This is a genomic window from Streptomyces liliiviolaceus (genome assembly GCF_018070025.1).
In the GTDB taxonomy this organism is placed as follows: domain Bacteria; phylum Actinomycetota; class Actinomycetes; order Streptomycetales; family Streptomycetaceae; genus Streptomyces; species Streptomyces liliiviolaceus.
The window spans coordinates 2157148-2178911 of the sequence record NZ_JAGPYQ010000002.1 but is presented as its reverse complement, the minus strand read 5'-3'; the positions used below and the strand labels follow the sequence as shown (position 1 = coordinate 2178911).

17 protein-coding genes are annotated in these 21764 nt (G+C 72.3%); 11 read left to right on the top strand and 6 right to left on the bottom strand.

What is annotated here, in order from left to right:
- Positions 1–81: 81 nt before the first annotated feature.
- Complete coding sequence (mgrA, locus tag J8N05_RS44795) at positions 82–1074, top strand: L-glyceraldehyde 3-phosphate reductase (RefSeq protein WP_210894359.1); 993 nt, start codon at positions 82–84, stop codon at positions 1072–1074.
- A 145-nt stretch (positions 1075–1219) separates the two neighbouring features.
- On the opposite strand, the gene J8N05_RS44790 is transcribed toward mgrA, so the two are convergent.
- On the bottom strand, positions 1220–1603 hold the full coding sequence (locus J8N05_RS44790; RefSeq protein WP_210894357.1) for a nuclear transport factor 2 family protein: 384 nt from the start codon (positions 1601–1603) through the stop codon (positions 1220–1222).
- A 353-nt stretch (positions 1604–1956) separates the two neighbouring features.
- Here J8N05_RS44790 and J8N05_RS44785 point away from each other — a divergent pair, with 353 nt between their 5' ends.
- The 4 genes from J8N05_RS44785 (at position 1957) to J8N05_RS44770 (ending at position 6625) form a co-directional block, all read left to right on the top strand.
- Positions 1957–2367, top strand: a complete 411-nt coding sequence (locus J8N05_RS44785; RefSeq protein ID WP_210893571.1) for a hypothetical protein — start codon at positions 1957–1959, stop codon at positions 2365–2367.
- Positions 2368–2450: 83 nt separating this feature from the next.
- The gene (locus tag J8N05_RS44780) at positions 2451–4787 is read left to right on the top strand and encodes an FHA domain-containing protein (RefSeq protein WP_210893569.1); all 2337 of its coding nucleotides are present in this window, start codon (positions 2451–2453) and stop codon (positions 4785–4787) included.
- Positions 4788–4805: 18 nt separating this feature from the next.
- Positions 4806–5672 carry a hypothetical protein gene (locus tag J8N05_RS47760; protein WP_247706952.1) on the top strand — a complete coding sequence of 289 codons (867 nt, stop codon included), beginning with the start codon at positions 4806–4808 and terminating at the stop codon, positions 5670–5672.
- Positions 5672–6625, top strand: a complete 954-nt coding sequence (locus J8N05_RS44770) for a serine/threonine-protein kinase (protein WP_210893567.1) — start codon at positions 5672–5674, stop codon at positions 6623–6625. The genes J8N05_RS47760 and J8N05_RS44770 overlap by 1 nt, the downstream gene beginning before the upstream one ends.
- A gap of 81 nt (positions 6626–6706) precedes the next feature.
- Here J8N05_RS44770 and J8N05_RS44765 read toward each other — a convergent pair whose 3' ends face one another.
- Together J8N05_RS44765 and J8N05_RS44760 are read right to left on the bottom strand one after the other, a co-directional pair.
- Positions 6707–7360 carry a class I SAM-dependent DNA methyltransferase gene (locus J8N05_RS44765; RefSeq protein ID WP_210893565.1) on the bottom strand — a complete coding sequence of 218 codons (654 nt, stop codon included), beginning with the start codon at positions 7358–7360 and terminating at the stop codon, positions 6707–6709.
- Positions 7361–7390: 30 nt separating this feature from the next.
- The gene (locus J8N05_RS44760) at positions 7391–8668 is read right to left on the bottom strand and encodes a streptophobe family protein (RefSeq protein ID WP_210893563.1); all 1278 of its coding nucleotides are present in this window, start codon (positions 8666–8668) and stop codon (positions 7391–7393) included.
- 188 nt (positions 8669–8856) lie between these two features.
- Between J8N05_RS44760 and J8N05_RS44755 the strand changes: the two genes are divergently transcribed.
- On the top strand, positions 8857–10179 hold the full coding sequence (locus J8N05_RS44755) for a DUF6777 domain-containing protein (protein WP_210893561.1): 1323 nt from the start codon (positions 8857–8859) through the stop codon (positions 10177–10179).
- A gap of 15 nt (positions 10180–10194) precedes the next feature.
- Here J8N05_RS44755 and J8N05_RS44750 read toward each other — a convergent pair whose 3' ends face one another.
- Both J8N05_RS44750 and J8N05_RS44745 read right to left on the bottom strand, forming a co-directional pair.
- A complete protein-coding gene (locus J8N05_RS44750) occupies positions 10195–11661 on the bottom strand; it encodes an FG-GAP-like repeat-containing protein (protein WP_210893559.1) in 1467 nt (488 codons plus the stop codon).
- A gap of 208 nt (positions 11662–11869) precedes the next feature.
- The gene (locus J8N05_RS44745) at positions 11870–13096 is read right to left on the bottom strand and encodes an epoxide hydrolase family protein (protein WP_210893557.1); all 1227 of its coding nucleotides are present in this window, start codon (positions 13094–13096) and stop codon (positions 11870–11872) included.
- Between the two features lie 141 nt (positions 13097–13237).
- Here J8N05_RS44745 and J8N05_RS44740 point away from each other — a divergent pair, with 141 nt between their 5' ends.
- Positions 13238–13720, top strand: a complete 483-nt coding sequence (locus J8N05_RS44740) for a VOC family protein (RefSeq protein ID WP_210893555.1) — start codon at positions 13238–13240, stop codon at positions 13718–13720.
- A 587-nt stretch (positions 13721–14307) separates the two neighbouring features.
- On the opposite strand, the gene J8N05_RS44735 is transcribed toward J8N05_RS44740, so the two are convergent.
- Complete coding sequence (locus tag J8N05_RS44735; protein ID WP_210893552.1) at positions 14308–16086, bottom strand: ABC transporter ATP-binding protein; 1779 nt, start codon at positions 16084–16086, stop codon at positions 14308–14310.
- Positions 16087–16358: 272 nt separating this feature from the next.
- Between J8N05_RS44735 and J8N05_RS44730 the strand changes: the two genes are divergently transcribed.
- From J8N05_RS44730 to J8N05_RS44715, 4 genes are read left to right on the top strand one after another with little or no spacing between them, the layout of a single operon-like run.
- Entirely contained in the window at positions 16359–17942 is a 1584-nt protein-coding gene (locus tag J8N05_RS44730) for an ABC transporter substrate-binding protein (protein ID WP_210893550.1), read from the top strand.
- Between the two features lie 2 nt (positions 17943–17944).
- The gene (locus J8N05_RS44725; protein ID WP_210893548.1) at positions 17945–18901 is read left to right on the top strand and encodes an ABC transporter permease; all 957 of its coding nucleotides are present in this window, start codon (positions 17945–17947) and stop codon (positions 18899–18901) included.
- Complete coding sequence (locus tag J8N05_RS44720; RefSeq protein WP_210893546.1) at positions 18898–19797, top strand: ABC transporter permease; 900 nt, start codon at positions 18898–18900, stop codon at positions 19795–19797. The genes J8N05_RS44725 and J8N05_RS44720 overlap by 4 nt, the downstream gene beginning before the upstream one ends.
- A complete protein-coding gene (locus tag J8N05_RS44715) occupies positions 19797–21587 on the top strand; it encodes a dipeptide ABC transporter ATP-binding protein (protein ID WP_247706951.1) in 1791 nt (596 codons plus the stop codon). The genes J8N05_RS44720 and J8N05_RS44715 overlap by 1 nt, the downstream gene beginning before the upstream one ends.
- Positions 21588–21764: the final 177 nt, after the last annotated feature.

Genomic DNA, 21764 nt, shown 5'->3' with positions numbered 1-21764 from the left:
ATTCTCCTGTTGGACCACTGTCGGTGGGGCAGGCGAGAGTGGACCGTGGTCCACTCCGTACCGACCCCTCTGGAGAACGCGTTGTACACCGCACACACCGACCGCTACGCGGACATGCCCTACCGGCGCACCGGACGCAGCGGCCTGAAGCTGCCCGCCCTCTCCCTGGGCCTGTGGCACAACTTCGGCCCCGACCGGCCGGTGGACACCCAGCGCGCGATCCTGCGGCGAGCGTTCGACCTGGGTGTCACCCACTTCGACCTCGCCAACAACTACGGGCCCCCGCCCGGCGCCGCCGAGTCGGCCCTCGGCGAGGCGCTGAAGGCGGACTTCGGGCCGTACCGTGACGAGCTGGTCATCTCCTCCAAGGCCGGCTACCTGATGTGGCCGGGTCCGTACGGGGAGTGGGGCTCGCGCAAGTACCTGCTGTCCTCGCTCGACCAGAGCCTGAACCGCATGGGCCTCGACTACGTCGACATCTTCTACTCGCACCGCCCCGACCCCGAGACGCCCCTTGAGGAGACGATGGGCGCCCTGCACTCGGCCGTCCAGCAGGGCAAGGCGCTGTACGTCGGTGTCTCCAACTACTCTCCGGAGCAGACCCGCGAGGCCGCCCGCATCCTGGGCGAGCTGGGCACCCCGCTCCTCATCCACCAGCCGCGCTACTCGATCCTCGACCGGCGCCCCGAGGAGGAAGGGCTCCTGGACGCGCTCGACGAGCTGCGGATCGGGTCCATCGCCTACTCGCCGCTGGAGCAGGGGCTGCTCACGGGCCGCTACCTGGACGGGATCCCGGAGGGGTCGCGGGCCGCGAGCGACAGCCCCTTCCTGAGCGCGGACAAGCTGACCGAGGAGCTGGTCGCCGATCTGCGCGCGCTGAACGACATCGCGAAGTCCCGCGGGCAGTCGCTCGCGCAGATGGCGCTGGCGTGGGTGCTGCGGGGTGGGCGGGTCACTTCCGCGCTGATCGGTGCGAGCAGTCCGCAGCAGCTGGAGGACAGTGTGGCCGCCACGGGGAATCTGGAGTTCTCGCAGGACGAGCTTGATCGGATCGACTCGCTCGTTCAGCGGTAACGCTCCGCGGTAGCGCTCCGCTTTGGGGTGGGGGCGTTGTGGGTTGGCTGCGGGCCGGTGGGGGTCGGCCGCGCAGTTCCCCGCGCCCCTTGAGGGGGCTGGTGTTGTGGGTCGGGTGCCGGTCCGTGGGGGCGGTCGGATTCGGTTATTCCGGTGCCGGGAGCCGGTCCAGGAAGCCGGATACCGTGTGGATTCGGGCGTCCTCGGTCAGGGTGATGACGTCGGAGCCGGCCACCGGGGCCGAGCCGTCCGTGGGGTTCACCAGTTCCCAGGTGAAACGGACGATGTCGTGGTGGCCGTCCACCGGACCGGCCGGGCGGAACACGAAACCGGGGAACTGCTCGTGGGCCGCGGCGATCACCGCAGCGATCGCGTCGTGCCCGCGCACATCGGCGAGCGGGTCGGTGTACCCGCCGTCCGCGGTCCAGGCGGCGGCCACCGCCTTCGCCAGGGCCTCGGCCCCGTCCGCGTTCCACGCCTCGAAGTAACGGGCGACGGCGGTCTCGTAACGGTTCTCGTTCGCGGACACGTTCACGGACATGAGGAATCAGCCTCCATCGAGGTCTTCGGGATGCGGTACCGCAACCATGCCGGGCGCCGCCGGGACCGTCGATTACCCCGCGGGTAATGGGCCGCCGAGCACGGATTCCGTACGGACGGAGACGATCCGAGCCGTTTCGGCCAAAGAAGGCCGTGAATATGCCAGGAGACTGGCTGGAAAGGTGTGGTGACACTGTGTCAGGAGTGGCGATACTCGAAGGCTAGGGCAATTCACCCTTCACCACTCATCGGAACAGCGCCACGGTGCACGCCGGAACGAGCCGCGGGAAAGACCGGGAAGAGAGGCCGACAGGCGGCGAGCGGATGCGATGGGGAGTGATCGTGCACGATGAATTCCTGTGCCACGTCACCGCGTACGGAGTCTGTGGCGGAATGTGGGTCGGCGTACCGCTCGGCACCTACCGGGCGCCCACCCTGGCCCTGGCCATGTGGTGGTTACGGGACCGGGCGTCCTGGATCGCCGAGCGCCTGGATCCCGATCCCGACGCCCCCTACTTCCCGCCGAACTCGATGGCGCCCGTCGCGGGCACGACCCCCGATGTGCCCGGCCTGCTGCGCGGCTGGTGCGGCGACGACGCGCAACAGGAGCTGACCGCCGAGGAGTTGGCCGCCGGACATCTGGTGCGCATCGCCGCCAGCGACGAGACCACCGAGTACGAACTGCTCGCGGAGTCCATCGACGCCCTGCGGATGCAGCGGACCCTGCCCCACCTGTCCGCCCCGGCCGCCTGAGCCGAGCCCGCGGCCCTCCCTCGATGGCCTGGCCTCCGCGCCTGCGGCAGGCGCATATGCGGACGAATAGCTAGAATTCAGGCATGGGAGAGCGGTCGGCGGTGCCCGAACTCGTCCTCGAAACGGAGACGGGCTCCACGGTGATGACCCCGGACCACGCGTACCACGTCGGCCGGGACCCGCTCAGCGACATCGTCATCGAGGACGCCCGGGTCTCCTGGCACCACGCGGTCCTGCGGCCGGGCACCGACCACTGGACGCTGGAGGACGAGAACAGCACGAACGGCACGTACGCCGACGGCCGCCGCGTCCACGAGTGGGACGTCGGAGCCGGCAGCGTCCTGCGCTTCGGCGCCCCCGCCGACGGCCCGTGCGCGGTGCTCGCCGACCGTGCCCCGCCCGCCCCCGAACGGCCCTCGGCCGTCTCCGTGCCCGCCGCGACCGGCACCTTCCGCCGGCCCACCAGCGTGCGGCCGCTGCCCTCCCGCACCGTCCGGATCGGCCGCGGCGGCGACAACGACCTCGTCGTCGACGACCTCGGCGTCTCCCGGAGCCACGCGGAACTGCGGGCGCTGCCGGACGGGACGTACGAGATCGTCGACCTGGGCAGCCACAACGGCACGTTCCTCAACGGGCAGCCCGTCACCCGCGCCCGTATCGACGCGGGCGACATCGTCGGCATCGGCCACTCGGCGTTCTCCCTGGTCGGCGACCAGCTCCAGGAGTACGTCGACACCGGCGAGGTCTCGCTCGACGTGCAGGACCTCGTCGTCGCCGTGGACCGGGGCCGCAAAACGCTCCTCGACCGGGTCTCCTTCCCCGTCGGCGAGAAGTGCCTGCTGGCCGTCGTCGGACCCAGCGGCGCGGGCAAGTCCACGCTCCTCAACGCCCTGACCGGGCAGCGCCCCGCCGACCGGGGCACGGTCCTCTACGACGGCCGCGACCTCTACCGGGACTACGCCGAGCTGCGGCGGCGCATCGGACTCGTACCGCAGGAGGATATCCTGCACGCCCAGCTCACCGTGCGGCGCGCCCTCGCCTACGCCGCCGAGCTGCGCTTCCCCCAGGACACCGCGAAGGCGGAGCGCGAGGCCCGCGTCGACGAGGTGATCCGCGAACTCGGTCTCGGACAACGTGCCGGGCAGCCCATCCACAGCCTCTCCGGCGGCCAGCGCAAACGCGTCAGCGTGGCCCTGGAACTGCTCACCAAGCCGTCCCTGCTCTTCCTAGACGAGCCGACCTCCGGCCTCGACCCCGGTATGGACCGCTCCGTGATGCACATGCTGCGCGGGCTGGCCGACGACGGGCGGACGGTCGTGGTCGTCACCCACAGCGTCCTCAGCCTCGACGTCTGCGACCGGCTGCTCGTCCTCGCGCCCGGCGGCAAGGTCGCCTACTACGGGCCGCCCGACGAGACGCTCGCCTTTTTCGGCTACGAACAGTGGCCGGAGGCGTTCGAGGCGTTCGAGCGGGACCGGGAGAGGGACTGGGCCGGGGACTATCGCGTGTCGGCCCAGTACCGCCGGTACATCGTCGACTCCACCGCCCAGCCACGCCTGCCGCAGGCCGCACCCGCCTCCGGCGGGGTCGCGCGGCCGCCCAAGGCGCAGAGCTGGGGTTCGCAGCTGGGCACCCTCGTGCGCCGGTACGCCGCCGCGCTCGGCGCCGACCGTACCTTCCTCGCCATCATGATCGCCCTGCCCTTCGTCATGGGAGCGATGGCGCGGGCCCTCGCGGGCAGCAGGCTCACGCAGGAGACGGCGATGAACGCGCTGCTCATCCTCTGCGTCGGCGGAGTGCTGACGGGCGCGGCCAACGCCGTGCGCGAACTGGTCAAGGAACGGGTGATCTACCAGCGGGAACGGGCCGTCGGCCTGTCCAGATCGGCGTACCTGATGTCCAAGGTCGTCGTCCTCGGCACGGTCACCGTGCTCCAGGCCGTCGTCCTGACCCTGGTGGCCCTGCTCGGCGTCGACCTGAACGCGCCCGGCGGCGAGGGCGTCCTCCTGCCGCCCCTCGCCGAGATCACGGTCGCCGTGGCCCTGCTCGCCTTCACCGCGATGATGCTCGGGCTCCTCGTCTCCGCGCTGGTACGCAAGGAGGAGGTCACGATGCCGCTGCTCGTGCTCCTCGCCATCGTGCAGGTCGTGTTCTGCGGCGCGCTGCTCAGACTCGACGGCGTCCCCGGCATCGAACAGCTCTCGTGGCTGGTGCCCTCGCGCTGGGCGCTCGGCGCCATGGCGGGCACCGTCGGACTGGCCCGGCTCGTCCCGGGCGACCTGACCGCCGACCCGCTGTTCCGGCACTCGGCCGGGGTGTGGCTGCTCAACATGGGCATGCTCGTCGTCCTCTCGGCCGTCTTCGGCCTCCTCGTGGCCCGGCTGCTCAGACGGCACGAACCCGCGGTCATGCGGAAGTAGGAAGGGGAGCCGGACGCGATGACGACGACCACTCCCGGATTCCGCCCCACCCATGTGGTTCCGCCGGACGGCATGCCCGCCTGGGACGCCCCCGACCCGGTCCGGCCCACCGTGCCGCTCGACGCCCTCCTGCCCGTGCGGCTCGTCGAGCGGCGCGGCGACTGGGGGCACGTGTTGTGCGCCAACGGCTGGTCCGCGTGGGTCGACGGCCGGCTGCTGGTCGCCGTCCCGCAGGACCCGCCCGCCGCCGGACAGCCGCTCGCCCGCACCGCCGATCCGCGCCCGCTGCTGGCCCGCGTCGAGGAGACGCTGCGCCGCTACCGGCAGCACGTCGAGGAACTGGCGGCCGGACGCCTCGACCGGGAGGCGTTCCACGACCTGACGACGGGGATGCGCGTCGGGATCGTCGTGGAGGGGGAGTCCGTCTGGCTGTACGAGGCCGAGCACGAGCGGTGGGTGTACTGCGACGGCACCCGCGTGAGCACGTACGCGACGGGGCAGCCGCCGTCCGCGGCGGGCTCGGACCTCCCGGCAGCCGAGTTCCGACCCGAGCCACCCACCGGGCCCGGCCCGGGCCCGTCCGACGCCGCGTCCCCTCCCGGACCTGCGGCGCCGGGCCCGGAGCCGCCTGTCGCGGGCGGCCACGCGCCCACGCAGGTCGTACGGGGCGTGGGCCCGGCGGAACCCGCACCGGAGCCCGCACCACTCGCGCGGAGCGTTGAGCCGGAGCCGGCCCGGGGTGACGCGGGCGCGGGGCCGGAGTCGCCCGAGGGCCAGGAGGGCATCCGGCACGCCCCGACCCGGCTCGTCACGGGGGACGGCGACAGCGCCGGTCACGGCGGCAGTGCTGGTCACGTCGACAGTGCCGGGCGCGGTGACCGGTGATGGCGTACGACACGAGTCCGCACGCCGGGCGGGCCTCCGAGCTGGTCGGCAGGCAGATCGCGGGGTACCGGATCGAGCGCGAGGTCGGCCGGGGCGGCATGGCCGTCGTCTACCGCGCCAAGGACCTGCGCCTCGACCGCACGGTCGCCCTGAAACTGCTCGCCCCGGAACTCGCCCGCAACGACACGTTCCGCAGACGCTTCACCTACGAGTCACGGGTGGCCGCCGCGATCGACCACCCCCACATCGTGCCGGTCTTCGAGGCGGGCGAGACGGACGGCGTCCTCTACATCGCCATGCGGTACGTCGCGGGCCGCGACCTGCGTCATCTCCTCGACAAGGAGGGGCCGTTGGCCATCACGACAGCCACCCGCATCGCCGTACAGGTGGCGTCCGCGCTCGACGCCGCCCACGACCACGGGCTGGTCCACCGGGACGTCAAACCCGGCAACATCCTGGTCGCGCCGGGCACGGACAGCGACCACCCCGAGCACGTCTACCTCACCGACTTCGGGCTGACGAAGAAGTCGCTGTCCCTGACCGGGTTCACGACCGTCGGCCAGTTCGTCGGCACGCTCGACTACGTGGCGCCCGAGCAGATCTCCGGGCGCCCCGTCGACGGCCGCTGCGACGTCTACAGCCTCGCCTGTGTCGTGTACGAGACCCTGGCGGGCGGGCCGCCGTTCCGGCGCGACGACGACATGGCGCTGTTGTGGGCGCACCAGTACGACGTGCCGCCGGCGGTGTCCGGGAAGCGGCCCGAACTCGCCGGGGGCGTCGACGGCGTCCTGGCGAAGGCTCTCGCGAAGAGTCCCGATGACCGGTACGGGTCGTGTCTCGCGTTTGTCGCGGCGTTGCGGGCGGCGGCGGTGGGGGAGCCCGAGCGGGGTTGGGCTCCGCCCTTGCCTCCGGCTTGGGCTCGGTGTGTGGTTCCGGATGCCGGGGGCCCGTAGGGATGTACGTCAGGTGCGGGCCGGTGGGGGCTGGTCGCGCAGTTCCCCGCGCCCCTCACGGGGCGATGGTGGGCGCGGACCCTACGGTGTGGGGGTCTTCGTGAGCAGCAAGTGGGCGTGCGGGAACTGGCGTTCGTCCTCCAGTGGGGCCCTGACGAGGCGGGCCTTCTCCGTGAAACCCGTCTCCGTCAGCAGGGCGGCCACGCGGTCGGGGGACCAGCGGTAGGCGAGGGCCACTTTGTGGTCGAAGGACTCCGCCAGCTCCGCGGGGTCGTCGTGGGCCTGGAACGCGAGCAGCAAGTGACCGCCGGGCGCCAGCACGCGCTGGAACTCCGTGAGCACCAGAGGCAGTTGCTCCGGCGGGGTGTGGATGATCGAGTAACGGGCCAGCACACCGGCCAGCTCGCCGTCCGCACGATCCAGCGCGGTCATCGAGCCCACCTCGAACCGCAGGTCCGGACGGGCCGCCCGGGCGATGGCGATCATCTCCGGGGACAGGTCGATGCCGGACACATCCAGGCCGAGCGAGTCCAGCAGGGAGGTCACATGACCCGGGCCGCAGCCCAGGTCGGCCACCGGTCCGCCGCCGTCCGCGCGCACGAAGGCGGCGAATGCGCCGAGCATCGCCCGGTCCAGCGGGAAGTCCTCCAACCCGTTGGCGAAAAGCTCGGCGTAACGGGCGGCCCACGTGTCGTAGGCCGCCCGGGTGGTGTGAAGGAAGTCCGGCTCGATCATGGATGCGTACGGTAGTACGGCCCGCGGTCCTCAGTCCTTGGGATTCTCCAACTCGCCGTGATGACGCGTGCGGGAGGCGAGCAGTGCGCCCAGGAAGCCGGCGACCAGGCCCCAGAGCAGGGCGAGACCGAGCGCGCCCCACAGCCGTGGCCGCAGGAAGAGTTCGCCGGACAGTCCGCCGCCGAGGTCTCCGATGCCGAACAGCGACAGCCCGTAGTGCGCGTCGATCCGGCCGAGCAGGCAGACGGTGAGCACCGTGAGCGCGAGGGCGACGGCCATGTGCAGGCCGTGCCGCCAGGCCCGCATCCGGGCAGGCGAGCGTGAGGCCATCAGGAAGGCGACGGCCAGCAGGAGCACCGCGTCGACGACCACCAGCCACCACACCCTGCCGTCCTGCTCGGAGAGTGTGCGCAGATTCAGGGTCGAGAGGTCCGGCGTACGCAGCACACGATCCAGCACCTGCGGCATCGGCAGCCCGAACGGTCCCTCGACCCTGCCGTCCCAGGTCGCCCCCAGACCGATCGTGAAGACGGGCCAGACGAGGTTCGGCAGCCCCAGGAGCACCACCGCGAGCGTCTGGGCGGCATGCCCCCGCGTCACCGCCACCACCAGCGCGACGACCACGCCCAGGACCACGTACGCGAGCAGCAGCACGACCATGGCGTACGCGGCCGGCCGTACCGACTCCTGGAAGCGCAGCAGCCGGGGCGGGAGCGGCGCCCTGGGCGAGACGAGCAGCGCGAGGACGAGGACGCCGGCCAGCCACAGAAGGCCGAAGGGCAGCGTCACCGGCACATCGGTCTCGAACCCGACCCGCGGTGACGAGGCGCCGAACAGATCGCCGAGGTCGGAGAGCGCGCCGTCACCGAGGGAGACCGCGAAGGTCCGGCGGGCCGACAGCGCCAGCGCGGTCAGGGCGAGCAGCCACAGGACCGCGATGCGGCCGGCCCAGCCCGCCAGTTCGGGCAGGCCCGCGACGGCCCGGTGGCGCAACGGCCGCAGGAAACCGGCGGCGACGACCAGGGCTCCGGTCAGCGTCACCGAGAGCGGGAGCACCGTCAGACCCGCCCGGGTCCCGGCGATCGCTCCGGCGTTCCCGGCGAACTTCACCGAACCGCCGACCGCCGTCACCACCGTCGCGGCGACGACCCGCGGGAACGCGCCGTCCGGCAGGTCGGCGGCCCCCGCCGCCCACAGTCCGAGCGCGGCGATCACGAGCATGGCGATCAGTCCGGCGAGGACCGTGGCCAGGGCCTGGACCCAGCCGTGCCGGGACACCGCCTGGTCAGGGGCTGTAGAGAGGCTCACGCTGCCACGCTAGGCAGGCCTGTGGCGGCGCGCCTGCCGGGAGGGCCGACCGCGTCGGCTTGCGGGCGGTACGGGACCGGAGCACACAATGGGCTGATCGTGGAATCAAAGCCCGTGAAACGCAGCAAAGTGGATCGAAGTGGCAGTGTCGTGATGCCGCTGTGTCGCTACGCCGGGAAGAGGAGCTCGTGAGCGTCGAACCGCCGTCCTCAGGCCGCCCCACAGGACCCCCCTCCGGCCCTCTGTCGGGGCCGACCCGGCCGAACCCCGTACCCCCTCCGGACGGACGCGTTCCCACGGGCTCGTCGACCGGAGGACCGGGCGAGTGGGGCGGAGCCGGTGCGGGCGGCGGCGGACAGGGCGGCGGATCGGGAGGCGGACCGGGTGACGGCGGGTCCTCCGGTCCGTCCGGGCCGGGCGCGGGCCAGGGCCCCGAACGGCCCTGGTGGAAGTCGGTCCCGCGGGTCGCCCTCATCGCCGCCGCGGTCGTCGTCGCCGTGGTCCTGGCCGTGGTCCTCACCCGGCCCGACGGCACGACCACCGCCAAGTCCTCGGACGGCGAGGTCTTCCTCCAGGCGGCGGGCAAGTCGGGGCCCGACCCGTTCACCGGCTCCACGGCACGGGACGGTTCCACCGCACCCGTGACGCCCTCGCCCACAGACACCTCCGGGTCGGCCAATGTGACACGGGGCGTGGACGGTTCGGCGCCCGGCCTCTACGGCGGAACCCGTGACAGGGGCAGCTGCGACGTCGAGAAGCAGATCTCGGCGCTGGACCGGGCGCCCGACAAGAAGCAGGCGTTCGCCAAGGTGCTCGACCTCAAGACCTCCGCGGTGCCCGCGTATCTGCGCTCGCTCACCCCCGTACAGCTGCGGATGGACACCCGCGTCACCAACCACGGCTACCGCGACGGAGGAGCCACGAGCTATCAGGCGGTCCTGCAGGCCGGCACCGCTGTCCTCGTCGACGACCGCGGTGTTCCCCGGGTGCGCTGCGCCTGCGGCAACCCGCTGCTGCCGCCGGTCGCGCTGAAGACCACACCGAGGACGACCGGGGACTCCTGGCCGTCGTACCGGCCCTCGGACGTCGTGGTCGTCTCGCCCTCGACCCAGGTCGTCGACATCTTCGTGATCTTCGACGCGGACAGCGGCGACTGGTTCACCCGGCACCAGGGCGACACCGGCGGCAAGGACCGCAGGACCGATCCTCCGGCGCACCAGCCGTCCCCGTCGATGAGTTCCCCGCCGCCCTCGTCGGACTCCCCGTCGCCCTGCGTGTCCGTGGGGGACGGCGCGACCGTGCCGCCGGGCGGTTCGGCGAGCCCCTGCCCCTCGACCTCCTCTTCCCCGGCCACGCCGTCGTCGCCCTCCGAGGAGTCCGGGTCGCCGTCGTCCGCACCGCCGGCGCCGGACTCCTCCGAGCCCGCGCCCGACGACGCGTCCGGTACGACGACGGAGTCGGCCGCGAGTCACGGCGTCCCGGAGTCGGCCGCGACCTCTCCGGGACTGTGAGGAGCCTGCCGCGGGCTACTCGTCGATCGCGGCGCCGAACGCGGCGCCCAGGGAGGGTGCGCCGAGCGTGTCGGCCCCGTACGTCCACGACCCCGCGGCCGTGATGCCGCCCGCCCCGGCCGACAGCACCCAGACGAAGCCGTCGCCCGCGTTCTCGCCCGGCGCCGAGGCCAGCAGCCCGAAGCGGCCGTCCGCGTTCGGGTCGGTGAGACGGACCTGGCCGCCCCACTTGTCGCCCTTCTCGGGCACACCGGACACATCGGCCGAGTCCTGGTCCCACGACTTGGCGCCCGTCGCGGTCAGACCGGCGGACGTCCCGCGCAGCACCCACACCGCGCCCGCGTCGGCGACCGTGCCGATGTCCTCGCCCGCGGCGCCGATCGCCACGTCCGCGTACCCGTCGCCGTCCGTGTCCGCCACGGACAGGTCCGTGCCCCAGCCGTCGCCCCGCTCGGCCGTGCCGGGAACGCCGGGGGAGTCCTGCGTCCACCACTGGACCTCGTCCGCCGGCCCGTTCTCGCCGCCGTAGCGCACGCCCACCAGACCGCCGGTCATGGTCTCGCCGCCGTCGTCGGGGGAGTTCGGCTCGCCGGTCACCAGGTCGTCGTAGCCGTCGTTGTCGATGTCACCGGACGCGGTGACCGGGCCGCCGCGCACATCCCGCTCGTACGTCAGCCCGTCCGCCTGCCCGGAGAGGTACGTCGACCAGCCGTGTCCCGGTTCGTCGCCGACCGTCACGCCCGAGACGACGAGGTCCGCGAACCCGTTCTTGTCGTAGTCGCCCGTGGTCAGCGACTTGGGCAGGATGTTCCGCTCCTGGGCCCGGGCGGAGAGAGGCGCGGACGAGCGCCGCTCCAGCGAACCGGGCGCGGCGGAGTCGTAGGCGAACAGCTCCAGGCCGTTGTGGTCCATGACGGCCAGCAGGTCGCCCGGCGTCTCGTTCGTGAAGTGCCCCGCGGCTAGGCCCGCACCGAACTGCTCGCCGGTGACGGGCTCCTGGGTCTCCAGCCAGTCGCTGGCCGCCCCGGTCAGGCCCGCCTTCGAGCCCCACAGGATCACGGCACCGCCCGCGTCCGCGACCGTGCCGAGGTCCTCGCCGGGGATGCCGACGATCGCGTCGTCGTACCCGTCCCCGTCCAGGTCGCCGGTGCCGACCGCCTTGCCGAAGCCGTCGCCCGTCTCCGCCGCTCCCGCGACGCCCGCGGTGGACTGGCTGAAGAGGGCGGCGCCGGTCGTGCCGATGCCCCGCGACGAGCCGTACTGCACGGTCACGAGTCCCGCGCCCTTCTTGCCGCTGACGGTCGCGCCGGGGGCGCCCACCAGCACGTCCTCGTAGCCGTCGCCGTTGAAGTCGCTGTTGCGGTCGGAGGCCCGCGTACCGCCGGGAGTGCCCGCGTACGCGGAGGGCGCGGATGCGATGCCCAGTCCCGCCAGCAGAAGAAATGATGCCGCGGCGAGTGCTGTGGAACGGTTCTTGCGCATGAGTCGGCTCCTGTCAGGAAGAACGGCTGGGCAGCGCGGGGGTGTCCGGAAAGGGCCCGTTCCTTGTCCGGCGCCCTGTTTGACATCGCATGGGGCCCAAGGGTTGTACGGGAATTCCGATGCCGTTCACATCTGCTGTCGCCGCCGCTGTCGTTGTTGCCGCCGGGTCGGTCGGGGGCCGCGGGCAGGCAGGTCCGCCCGGCCCCCATCACCTCGCGCTGCCGCCGTCGCCCCGTACCTGACGGAAGAACGCCCGTACGTCCCCGACGAGCAGGTCCGGCTGCTCCATCGCGGCGAAGTGGCCGCCCCGGTCGTACTCCGTCCAGCGCACGATGGTGTCCGTGCGCTCCGCGCGGTGCCGCAGCGGGATGAAGTTGTCCCGGGGGAAGACGGCGAGCGCGGTCGGTGCGGTCGACGGCTGCGCGGGCGCGTTCCCGCCGTCGGCGTGCGCGCGCTCGTAGTAGATCCGCGCGGACGATCCCGCCGTGCCCGTGAGCCAGTACAGCATCACGTTCGTGAGCAGCTGGTCCCGGTCGACCGCGTCCTCGGGACGCGTGTCCGAGTCCGTCCACTCCTTGAACTTCTCGACGATCCAGGCGAGTTGGCCGACGGGTGAGTCCGTGAGCCCGTAGGCGAGCGTCTGCGGCCGGGTCGACTGGAGGTCGGCGTAACCCTGCCGTTCGCGCGTCCACTCCTGGTGGCGCCGCCAGGAGGCGAGGGCGCGTTCGCGTTCCCCGGGGTGCAGCGCCGCCAGCTCCTCGGCGGTCGGCTCGGAGGTGGCCTGGGCGCCGGGCAGCAGGTTCAGATGGACGCCGATCACCCGCTCCGGGTGGGTGCGGCCCAGCTCGTGGGAGATCGCCGCGCCCCAGTCGCCGCCCTGCGCTCCGAACCGCCGGTAGCCGAGTCGGTCCATCAGCACGGCGAACGCGGCGGCGATACGGCGGTACTCCCAGCCGGTGTCGCGCGTGGGCCCCGACAGGCCGAACCCGGGGATGCTCGGCACCACCACGTGGAAGGCGTCGGAGGGATCACCGGCGTGGGCGCGCGGATCGGTCAACGGGCCCACGACGTCCAGGAACTCCGCGATCGAGCCGGGCCAGCCGTGGGTGACGATCAGCGGGGTCGCGTCGGGCTCCGGCGAGCGGATGTGCGCGAAGTGCAGGTCGGCCCCGTCGACGACCGTCGTGAACTGCGGCCACTCGTTGAGCCGGGCCTCCGCCGCGCGCCAGTCGTAGGAGTGCCGCCAGTACTCCGCGAGCTCCTTGAGATAGGTCCGCGGCACCCCGTAGGCCCAGTCCACCCCCGGCAGCTCGTCCGGCCACCGCGTGAGGTCCAGGCGCGCGTGCAGATCGTCGAGGTCGGCCTGGGGGATGTCGATACGGAAGGGACGGAGCCCGCTGCCGGGCTGAACGCTGTCGTCGTGCGGGAAGATCATGGCGGCCCATGCTAGTTCGGTCGCGCACATCGGTCCTGTGCATAAAAAGCGGCTGGAAAGTCGGCGCGCCACCGATGAGTTTTCCGCCGAGGATCGGTCGGTAAGGACGACAGCGTTCCCGCTCCGCTCCAGGAGGCACTCATGAGCACCGACGGATTCACCACGTGTCTGTGGTTCGACGGCCAGGCCGAGGAGGCCGCGAACTTCTACGTGTCGCTCTTCAAGAACTCCGAGCTCGGGAAGACGGTCCGTGCCACGGAGGCCGGGCCCGGCCCGGCCGGCTCCGTCGTCACCGTCGAGTTCGTGGCCAACGGCCAGAGGTTCGTCGGGCTGAACGGCGGACCGGAGTTCAAGTTCACCGAGGCCATCTCCTTCACGATCGACTGCGCGGACCAGACCGAGGTCGACTTCTACTCGAACGCGCTCATCGAGGGCGGCGGCGAGCAGGGCCCCTGCGGCTGGGTGAAGGACAGGTTCGGCCTCTCCTGGCAGGTCGTGCCGACCAGGCTGACCGAGATGATCAGCGACTCGGACCAGCAGAAGGCGGGCCGCGCCATGACGGCGATGCTGAAGATGCACAAGCTCGACCTCGCGGCCCTGGAGAAGGCGTACGCCGGGGAGTGAGGCGTACGCCGGAGGGACGGCGTCCGCCAGGGGTGGGGCGCCCGCCGGGGGGCGAGGCGCCCGCCACCGCACGACGGCCGCCGTCCGATGGCCGGCGCCGCGCCGGCGGCGGTCCGGCGTGTGCGGCACACCGGCGGCGGTCCGGCAGGAGCACCGCGACGGCCGCTTTCGGGACGTCCAGCCAGGTTGGTGTCCGGCCGTCCGTCCGGCAGACGCGACGCCGGCGGTCGCCGTCCGGTACATGCGGCACGACGGCCGCTTTCGGCACGACGTCCGGCCTCGATCGTGGCCGTCCGGTAGGCGCGGTGCGCTGGCAGCCGTCCGGCTGACGCGGCGTGGCGCTCGCCGTCCGGTGAGCGCGGTGCGGTGGCGGCCGTCCGGGCAGGCGCGGCGCGGCGGAGGTCTCCCGACCTGTCCGGCGAGACGGCCGCCGTCCGACACCTCCGGCACGTACCGCGCGACGGCCGCCGCCCACCCCTGGGCGCGCACGGCCGCCACCTGCCCCGGGCGCGCACGGCCTCCGCGGCCCCGGACCGAGGAGGCGGACCCGGCCGCCCCCGCAGGCCGGCCGCCGCCCCACCCCGCCTTCAGGCCGGCAGGCCGCTGCCGTCGTGCAGTGCCGTGTACGCGCCCGCCCGGGACATCAGTTCCTCGTGCGACCCGATCTCCCGGACCGTGCCGTCCCCCATCACCACGATCCGGTCCGCGCCCCGGATCGTCGACAGGCGGTGCGCCACCACGAAGGTCGTGCGCCCGTGCACCAGACGGGCCAGGGCCTGCTGGACCAGCGCCTCGGACTGGGTGTCCAGCGCGGACGTCGCCTCGTCGAGGATCAGGACGCGTGGATTGCGGATGAGGGCCCGCGCGATGGCGAGGCGCTGCCGCTGACCGCCCGAAAGGCGCGCCCCGTGCTCGCCCACCACCGTGTCGAGCCCCCGCGGCAGCCGGTCCACGAACTCCAGCGCGTTGGCGTCCCGCAGCGCCGCGCGCACGGTCGCCTCGTCGGCGTCCGCGTCGTCCATGCCGTACGCGACGTTCTCCCGCACGGTGCCGTCGAACAGGATCGACTCCTGTGGCACCACCGACACGAAACGCCGGTAGGTCCGCAGGTCCAGGGTGTTCATGTCGGCCCCGTCGAGCAGCACCCGGCCCGAGGTCGGCCGGATGAACCCGATGACGAGACTGAGCACCGTGGACTTGCCCGCACCCGAAGCGCCGACGAGGGCGATCGTCTCGCCCGGCGCGACGGAGAGGCTGAAGTCCCGTACGGCGGGCCGGTCCGCGTCCTCGTACGCGTAGCCCACGCCCTCGAACTCGACCGCCCCGCGCACCGATGAGAGCCGCGCCCTACCCTCGTTGTCCTCCAGTTCGGGGGCCTGGAGCACCTCACCGACGGACCGTACGGACTCCAGGCCCTTGGTGATGACCGGGGTCAGCCCGGCCAGGGTGGTCGTGGAGTTGGTGAGGGTGGTGAGGAACGCGCTGAGCATGACGACGTCACCGGGGGAGACGGCCCACACGCCGTAGTACGCGACCAGCGCGGCCGCGGTGAGGAAGACGACCCCGATCATGTTCAGGAACACCCAGGCCAGTGAGGCGAAGCGGCCGTTGAGGAGGTCGAGCCGCAGCCCCGAGGTCAGCACCTTGTGCAGGGTGCCGTCCATGCGCCGCAGGGCCTTGCCCTCCAGACCGTGCGCCCGCGTGACCGAGATGAGCCGCGTCATCTCCGTGACCCGCGAGGACAGATGCTCGACCTCGTGCCGGAAGTCCTCGTTGTGGACGCGCAACCGGCTCCGCAGCCGCGCCACGAGCAGCGCCGCGACCGGCACCACGCACAGGAACACGGGGACGAACTCGGGTGTGCGCACGGCGATGATGATCAGCCCGCCGGTGAGCACGGTGACCGCGCCGAGCCCCGTCTCGGCGGTCTGCTGGACCATCTGCTCGACCGTCTCCACGTCACGGACGACCTTCGCCTGGAGCACACCGGCGCTGACGCGTGAGTGGTAGCCGATGGAGAGGTGCTGCATCCGCGTGCAGAGCGCGGAGCGCAGGGCCGTGCCCATGCGGCGCACGCTGCCGTAGAGCAGCCGCACGTACAGCAGGTGCAGCGGCATGTTGACGATCAGGATCGCCAGGATGACTCCGGCGCTGAGCCAGAGGTCGGCTATCGGTCCGTGCCGGACGACCGTGTCGATGATGGTCGCGGTGATCAGGGGCAGCAGCCAGACCGGGCTGTGCTTGACGGTGAAGACGACGAAGGCGGCGGCGAGCTTCCACCGGTCGGCCCGGAACAGATAGACGAGGGTGCGGATCGGGTGCTCGCCGCGGTAGCGGTGGTCGAGCGGTTTCTCCCACGAGGCCATGCCGGCCGTCCCTCCTCAGGGAGTGGTGAACACGGGGCAAGCGCTTTCTCCCCATCCCTCGATCACCTACACCCTCCGCCCCGCGATCACCTGTCCCCGTCGGGGTCCGGCTTCCTCCGGCCGCCTCCAGCCACGTAACGGCTCGGTTTCCGACGTAAATTTCCGCGCTCCGAGGGTTGGCGGACCACTGGCGGCTGGTTATCGTTCACGCACTTCACTCAATCGTTCCGCTGAACGAATAGCGAACGCATAGCGAGAGGGACGGTCGGCCCATGCCCGACACCCATCACCCCGGACGGCGCTCCGTCCTTGCCGCGGCAGCCGCGGGCAGCGCGTCGCTCGGTGCGTCCTGGCTGCTCACCGGCTGCACGGGCGCCTCGGCCGCCCCCGCTCTGCCCGAAGGCGCGAAGGCGGGCACCCCCGACCGCGGCGGCACGCTCCGCATCGCCCGGCCGCCCGCCTCCGAGGCCGAGACCCTGGACCCGGCGAGCGCCCTGTCCGCGTACGAATACCTCGGCGCCCTCTACAACCGGCTCGTCCGCATCGGCGCGAACGGCGAACTCGCCCCCGACCTCGCCGAGTCCTGGGAACCGGACGCCAAGGCCCGCACCTGGACCTTCCGACTCCGCAAGGGCGTCACCTTCCACGACGGCCGCGAACTCACCTCCGCCGACGCCGCGTACACCCTGCGCCACATCCTCGACAAGGCGACGGCGTCCCCGCAGGCAGCCGTCCTCGCCCCGCTCATCGACCCGGCGAAGCTGCGCACCCCCGACGCCCACACGCTCGTCGTACCGCTGAAGACCCCCAACGCGGAGTTCCCGAGCCTGCTCACGCACTACAACTGTTACGTCGTCCCCGACGGCAGCGCCCGCGGCATCGGCCGCACCGGCATCGGCACGGGCCCCTTCAAACTGGAGTCCTTCGCGCCCGCGGGCCCCGGCCGCATCACCGCGTTCACGGACCACTGGGCGGGCCGCCCGGTCCTGGACGCCATCGACTTCTACTCCGTCGCCGACATGTCGGCCCGCTCGAACGCCCTGCTCGCGGGCCAGGTCGACCTCCTCTCGCAGACCAACCTCGACTTCGCGACCGCCCGCGTCGTCGCCGCCTCCGACCGCGCGACGATCGCCCGCGTCGAGAACGCGCAGTGGTACGTGCTGCCGATGCTCACCACGGAGAAGCCCTTCACCGACGTACGCGTCCGGCAGGCGATGAAACTGGCCTACGACCCCGAGCACGTGGTGAAGGTCGCCCTCCAGGGCGCGGGCACACCCGGCTGGGACAACCCCGTACCGCCGAGCGACCCGGCCCATGTCGCCGCACACCCGGAGCACGACCCGGAACAGGCCCGCCACCTGCTGAAGAAGGCGGGCCACGAGGGCCTGACGGTCGACCTCTACACCTCCTCGTACGACCCGGTCTTCACGCCCATGGCCCTCGCCTACCAGGACTCGGCCAAGCGCGCCGGGATCCGCGTGCGGGTGAAGACTGCCTCGGCGGACTCGTATTACACGCAGATCTGGATGAAGAAGCCGCTCATGGCCACCTACTGGTACACCGGCAGACCCGTCGACCAGCTGTTCACGCAGGTCTTCCGCGGCGGCTCCTCCTACAACGAGACCGCCTGGTCGGACAAGGCGTTCGACGCGCTGCTCGACCGGGCCAGGCAGGAGACCGACGACGAACGGCGGCGCGAACTGTACGGCGAGGCGCAGACCTTCGTCGTCGAAAAGGGCGGGGCGATGACCCCGATGTTCGCCGACCGGCTCGTCGGCATCTCGCGGAAGGTACGCGGATACGCCGAGCACGGCTTCGAGTTCGACTACCTCGGCATCGGCCTGAAGGGAGCCTGACCATGCTCTCGTTCATCGCCCGCCGCGTCCTCGCCGCCCTCGGCACCCTCGTCCTCTCCTCCGTCCTGGTCTTCCTCGCCGTCCAGGCCCTGCCCGGCGACGTGGCCACCCAGGTCCTCGGCAAGGACGCCACCCCCGACGCGGTCGCCGCCCTCCGCGAGAAACTGAAACTCGACCAACCCGCCTGGGAGCGGTACGCCGACTGGATCGGCGGCGCCCTGCACGGCGACTTCGGACTCTCCCTCGTCTCCGGCAAGGCGGTCGGCGGCGAAGTCGGCATGTACCTCGGCAACTCCGCGCTCATCGCCCTGGTGACCGTCCTGTTCGCCGTCACCGGCTCGATCGTCCTCGGCATCCTCGCCGGCCTGTACCGCGACCGCTGGCCCGACCACCTCATCTCCACGGTCAGCCTGGTCGGGATGAGCGTCCCCGAGTTCGTCGTCGCCACCGTGCTCGTCCTCTGCTTCTCGGTCGCCCTCCCGTGGTTCCCCGCGGTCGTCCTGTACGGCCCCGAGGCCACCGTCGGCCAGCTCATGCCCGCCGTCTGGCTGCCCGCCCTCGCCCTCGCGGTCGTCATGGCCGCGTACATCGTCCGGATGGCCCGCACCTCGGTCATCGACGTCATGGCGAGCGAGTACGTCACCACCGCCCGCCTCAAGGGGCTGTCGAGCTGGCGGGTCGTCACCCGGCACGCACTGCCGAGCGCCCTGCTGCCGACCCTGCACGTCATCGCCCTGAACGTGGCCTGGCTCGCGGGCGGCGTCGCCGTCGTCGAGAACGTCTTCAACTACCCCGGCATCGGAAAGCTGATGCTCTCCTCCGTCCAGAACCGGGACCTGCCCGTCATCCAGGCCATCGCCCTGATCAGCGCGGTCGTGTACGTCGTCTGCAACCTGGCCGCCGACCTCGGCGCCATGGCCCTCAACCCCAAGCTCCGTACGCGCGGGAGGACCCGATGACCACCCTCGACACCCCGGCGGACGCACCCGCGGCCCCCGCCGCACCACCGTCCGCGGCGGCCCGCGCCTGGCGCACCGTGCGCTCCTCACGGGCAGCCGCCATCGGCCTCGCGATCGTCGCCGTACACGTCCTGATCGCCCTGCTGGCACCGGTCCTCACCTCGTACGACCCGATCGCCAACAACGCCGACCAGGCGCTGCTCGGCCCCAGCGGGAGCCACTGGGCGGGCACGGACCAGTACGGCCGTGACGTCCTGGCCCGCGTCCTGTACGGCGGCCGGTACGCGATCGGTGTCTCCGTCGCCGCGACCCTCGTCACCCTCCTGATCGGCACGGTCGTCGGCTGCGCCGCGGCCCTGCGGGGCGGCTGGTTCGACGACGTGCTGGGCCGGGTCCTCGACGCGGTGCTCTCCATCCCGTCGGTACTGGCCCTGCTGGTCGTCGTCACCGCACTGGGCACGGGCCCCTCGGTCATCGTCCTCGCCATCGCGGTCGTGTACGTGCCCCAGGTCGTACGCGTCGTCCGGGGCGCCGCCCTCGCGGTCGCACCCGCCGACTACGTGACCGCCGCGCGGGCCCGGGGCGAGAGCACCTGGGCGATCCTGCGCCGCGAGATCCTGCCGAACATCACCGACGTGGTGTGCGTCGAGTTCGCCATGCGGGCCTCCTGGGTCGTGCTGCTGATCTCGTCGCTGTCCTTCCTCGGCTTCGGCGCCGACCCGCCGACGCCCGACTGGGGCCTGATGGTGGCCGAGAACCGCACCGCCATCACCGTCGTCCCGATGGCGAGCCTCGCACCGATCATCGCCCTGGCCACACTCGTGGTGGGGCTCAACCTCGCGGCCGACGGCCTCTCCAAGGCATGGGGCGTCGACCGGATCAGGGAGGGGTCCTGATGACCGCCGCCGTCGTTTCGACGACATCCCCGGTGTCCGTGAACTCGCTGTCCGTGGCCTACCGTTCGGGCGGCCGTGACGTGCCGGTCGTGAGCGAGGTGTCCCTGGAGGTGCTGCCGGGCCGGACCCTCGCCCTGGTCGGCGAGTCGGGAAGCGGCAAGTCGACCGTCGCGGCCACGCTGCTCGGACATCTGCGGCACGGCTCGCGGGTCACGGGCGGCTCGGTACGGGTCGACGGGGCCGACGTGTTCGCCCTGCCCGCACGGGAGTTGCGGCGGCTGCGGGGCGGCACGGTCGCCATGGTCGCGCAGAACGCGGGCCACGCCCTGACCCCCTCCATGCGCATCGGACGCCAGATCGCGGAGGCCGGCGGTGACGTACCCGTGGTGGACCTCCTCGAACAGGTCCGGCTGCCCCGCCCCGCCGAACTCGCCCGCCGCTACCCGCACGAACTCTCCGGCGGCCAGCAGCAGCGCGTCGCCATCGCCATGGCGATCGCGGCCCGCCCCAAGGTCCTCGTCCTCGACGAGCCGACCACCGGACTCGACGTCGTCACCCAGCGCGGAGTCCTCGACCTGATCGGCACCCTGCGCGACGAACTCGGCCTGTCCGCCGTGCTGGTGAGCCATGACCTCGGCGTCGTCGCGCACATGGCCGACGAGGTGGTGGTCCTGCGGTCCGGCCGGATCGTGGAGGCGGCTGCGACGGGCCGGCTCTTCGCGCTGCCCCAGGACCCGTACACCAAGCGCCTGCTGGCGAGCGTGCCGCGCCTCGACGACGAAGGGCTCGCGCGGGTGGGCGAGGGCGGTGAGCGGGAGGTGCGGCCTCGGGCGGTGATCCCCGAGGAGGCTCCCGTGGCCGTGACCGCCCGGGACATCACGATCGACTACGGGTCCAGTCGTGCCGTGGACGGGGTCTCCTTCGACGTCCGGCGTGGCGAAGTCCTCGCGCTGGTCGGCGAGTCGGGGAGCGGGAAGTCCACGCTCGCCTGGGCGCTGGCGGGGCTGCGTACGCCGTCCGGCGGCACGATGACGCACGGCTCAGGTGGCGGTTCCGGTCCCGGCTCTGACTCCGGCTTCCGCTCCGGCTTCGGCTCCGGCTCGGATTCCGGTGACCTCGCCCGGCCCGCCGGGAAGCGGCCGTCGGCGTTGCGGCGGCGGGTCCAGCTCGTCTTCCAGAACGCCGACACCTCCCTCAACCCGCGCCGGTCCGTCGGGGACGCGGTGCGGCGGCCCCTGCGTTTCTTCGGCACGACGGACTCGCGTGCCGAGACCGTCGTACGCGCCCGGCAGCTCATCTCCGACGTCCGCCTCGACCCCGCCCTCGCCGAACGCCTGCCCGCGCAGCTCTCCGGCGGGCAGCGGCAGCGGATCGGCATCGCGCGGGCGCTGGCGGGCGAGCCGGACGTGTTGATCGCGGACGAGATCACGACGGCGCTGGACGTGTCCGTGCAGGCCGACGTGCTGCGCCTGCTCGACGATCTGCGGCGGGAGCGGTCGCTTGCGTGCCTGTTCATCAGCCACGACCTCGCCGTCGTACGGGGGATCGCGGATCGGGTGGTCGTGCTGTGGCGGGGGGTGGTGGTGGAGGAGGGGCCGACGGACTCGGTCTTCTCCTCGCCGGGGCACCCGTACACGCGGCAGCTGATGGCTGCTGTGCTGGAGCCCGATCCGGAGGCGCGGTTCGTGACGGGGGATGTGCCGGAGTGGGTGGATGCGGCGGAGGGCGGTGACCTGTGGGTCACCTCTGCCGGGGGGCATCGCGTGCGGCGGTGGCGGGCGGTGGGGTAACGGACTTTCCTCGCCCCCGCCGCCCCTACCCGTTCCCGTTCCCGTATGGGGGCTGCGCCCCCTTGCCCCCCGTATCGCGCTTCGCGCTCGTCCTCAAACGCCGGACGGGCTGAATCGTTTTCAGCCCGTCCGGCGTTTGAGGACCGGGGGTTCGGGGGCTGGCCCCCGAGTCGTTGA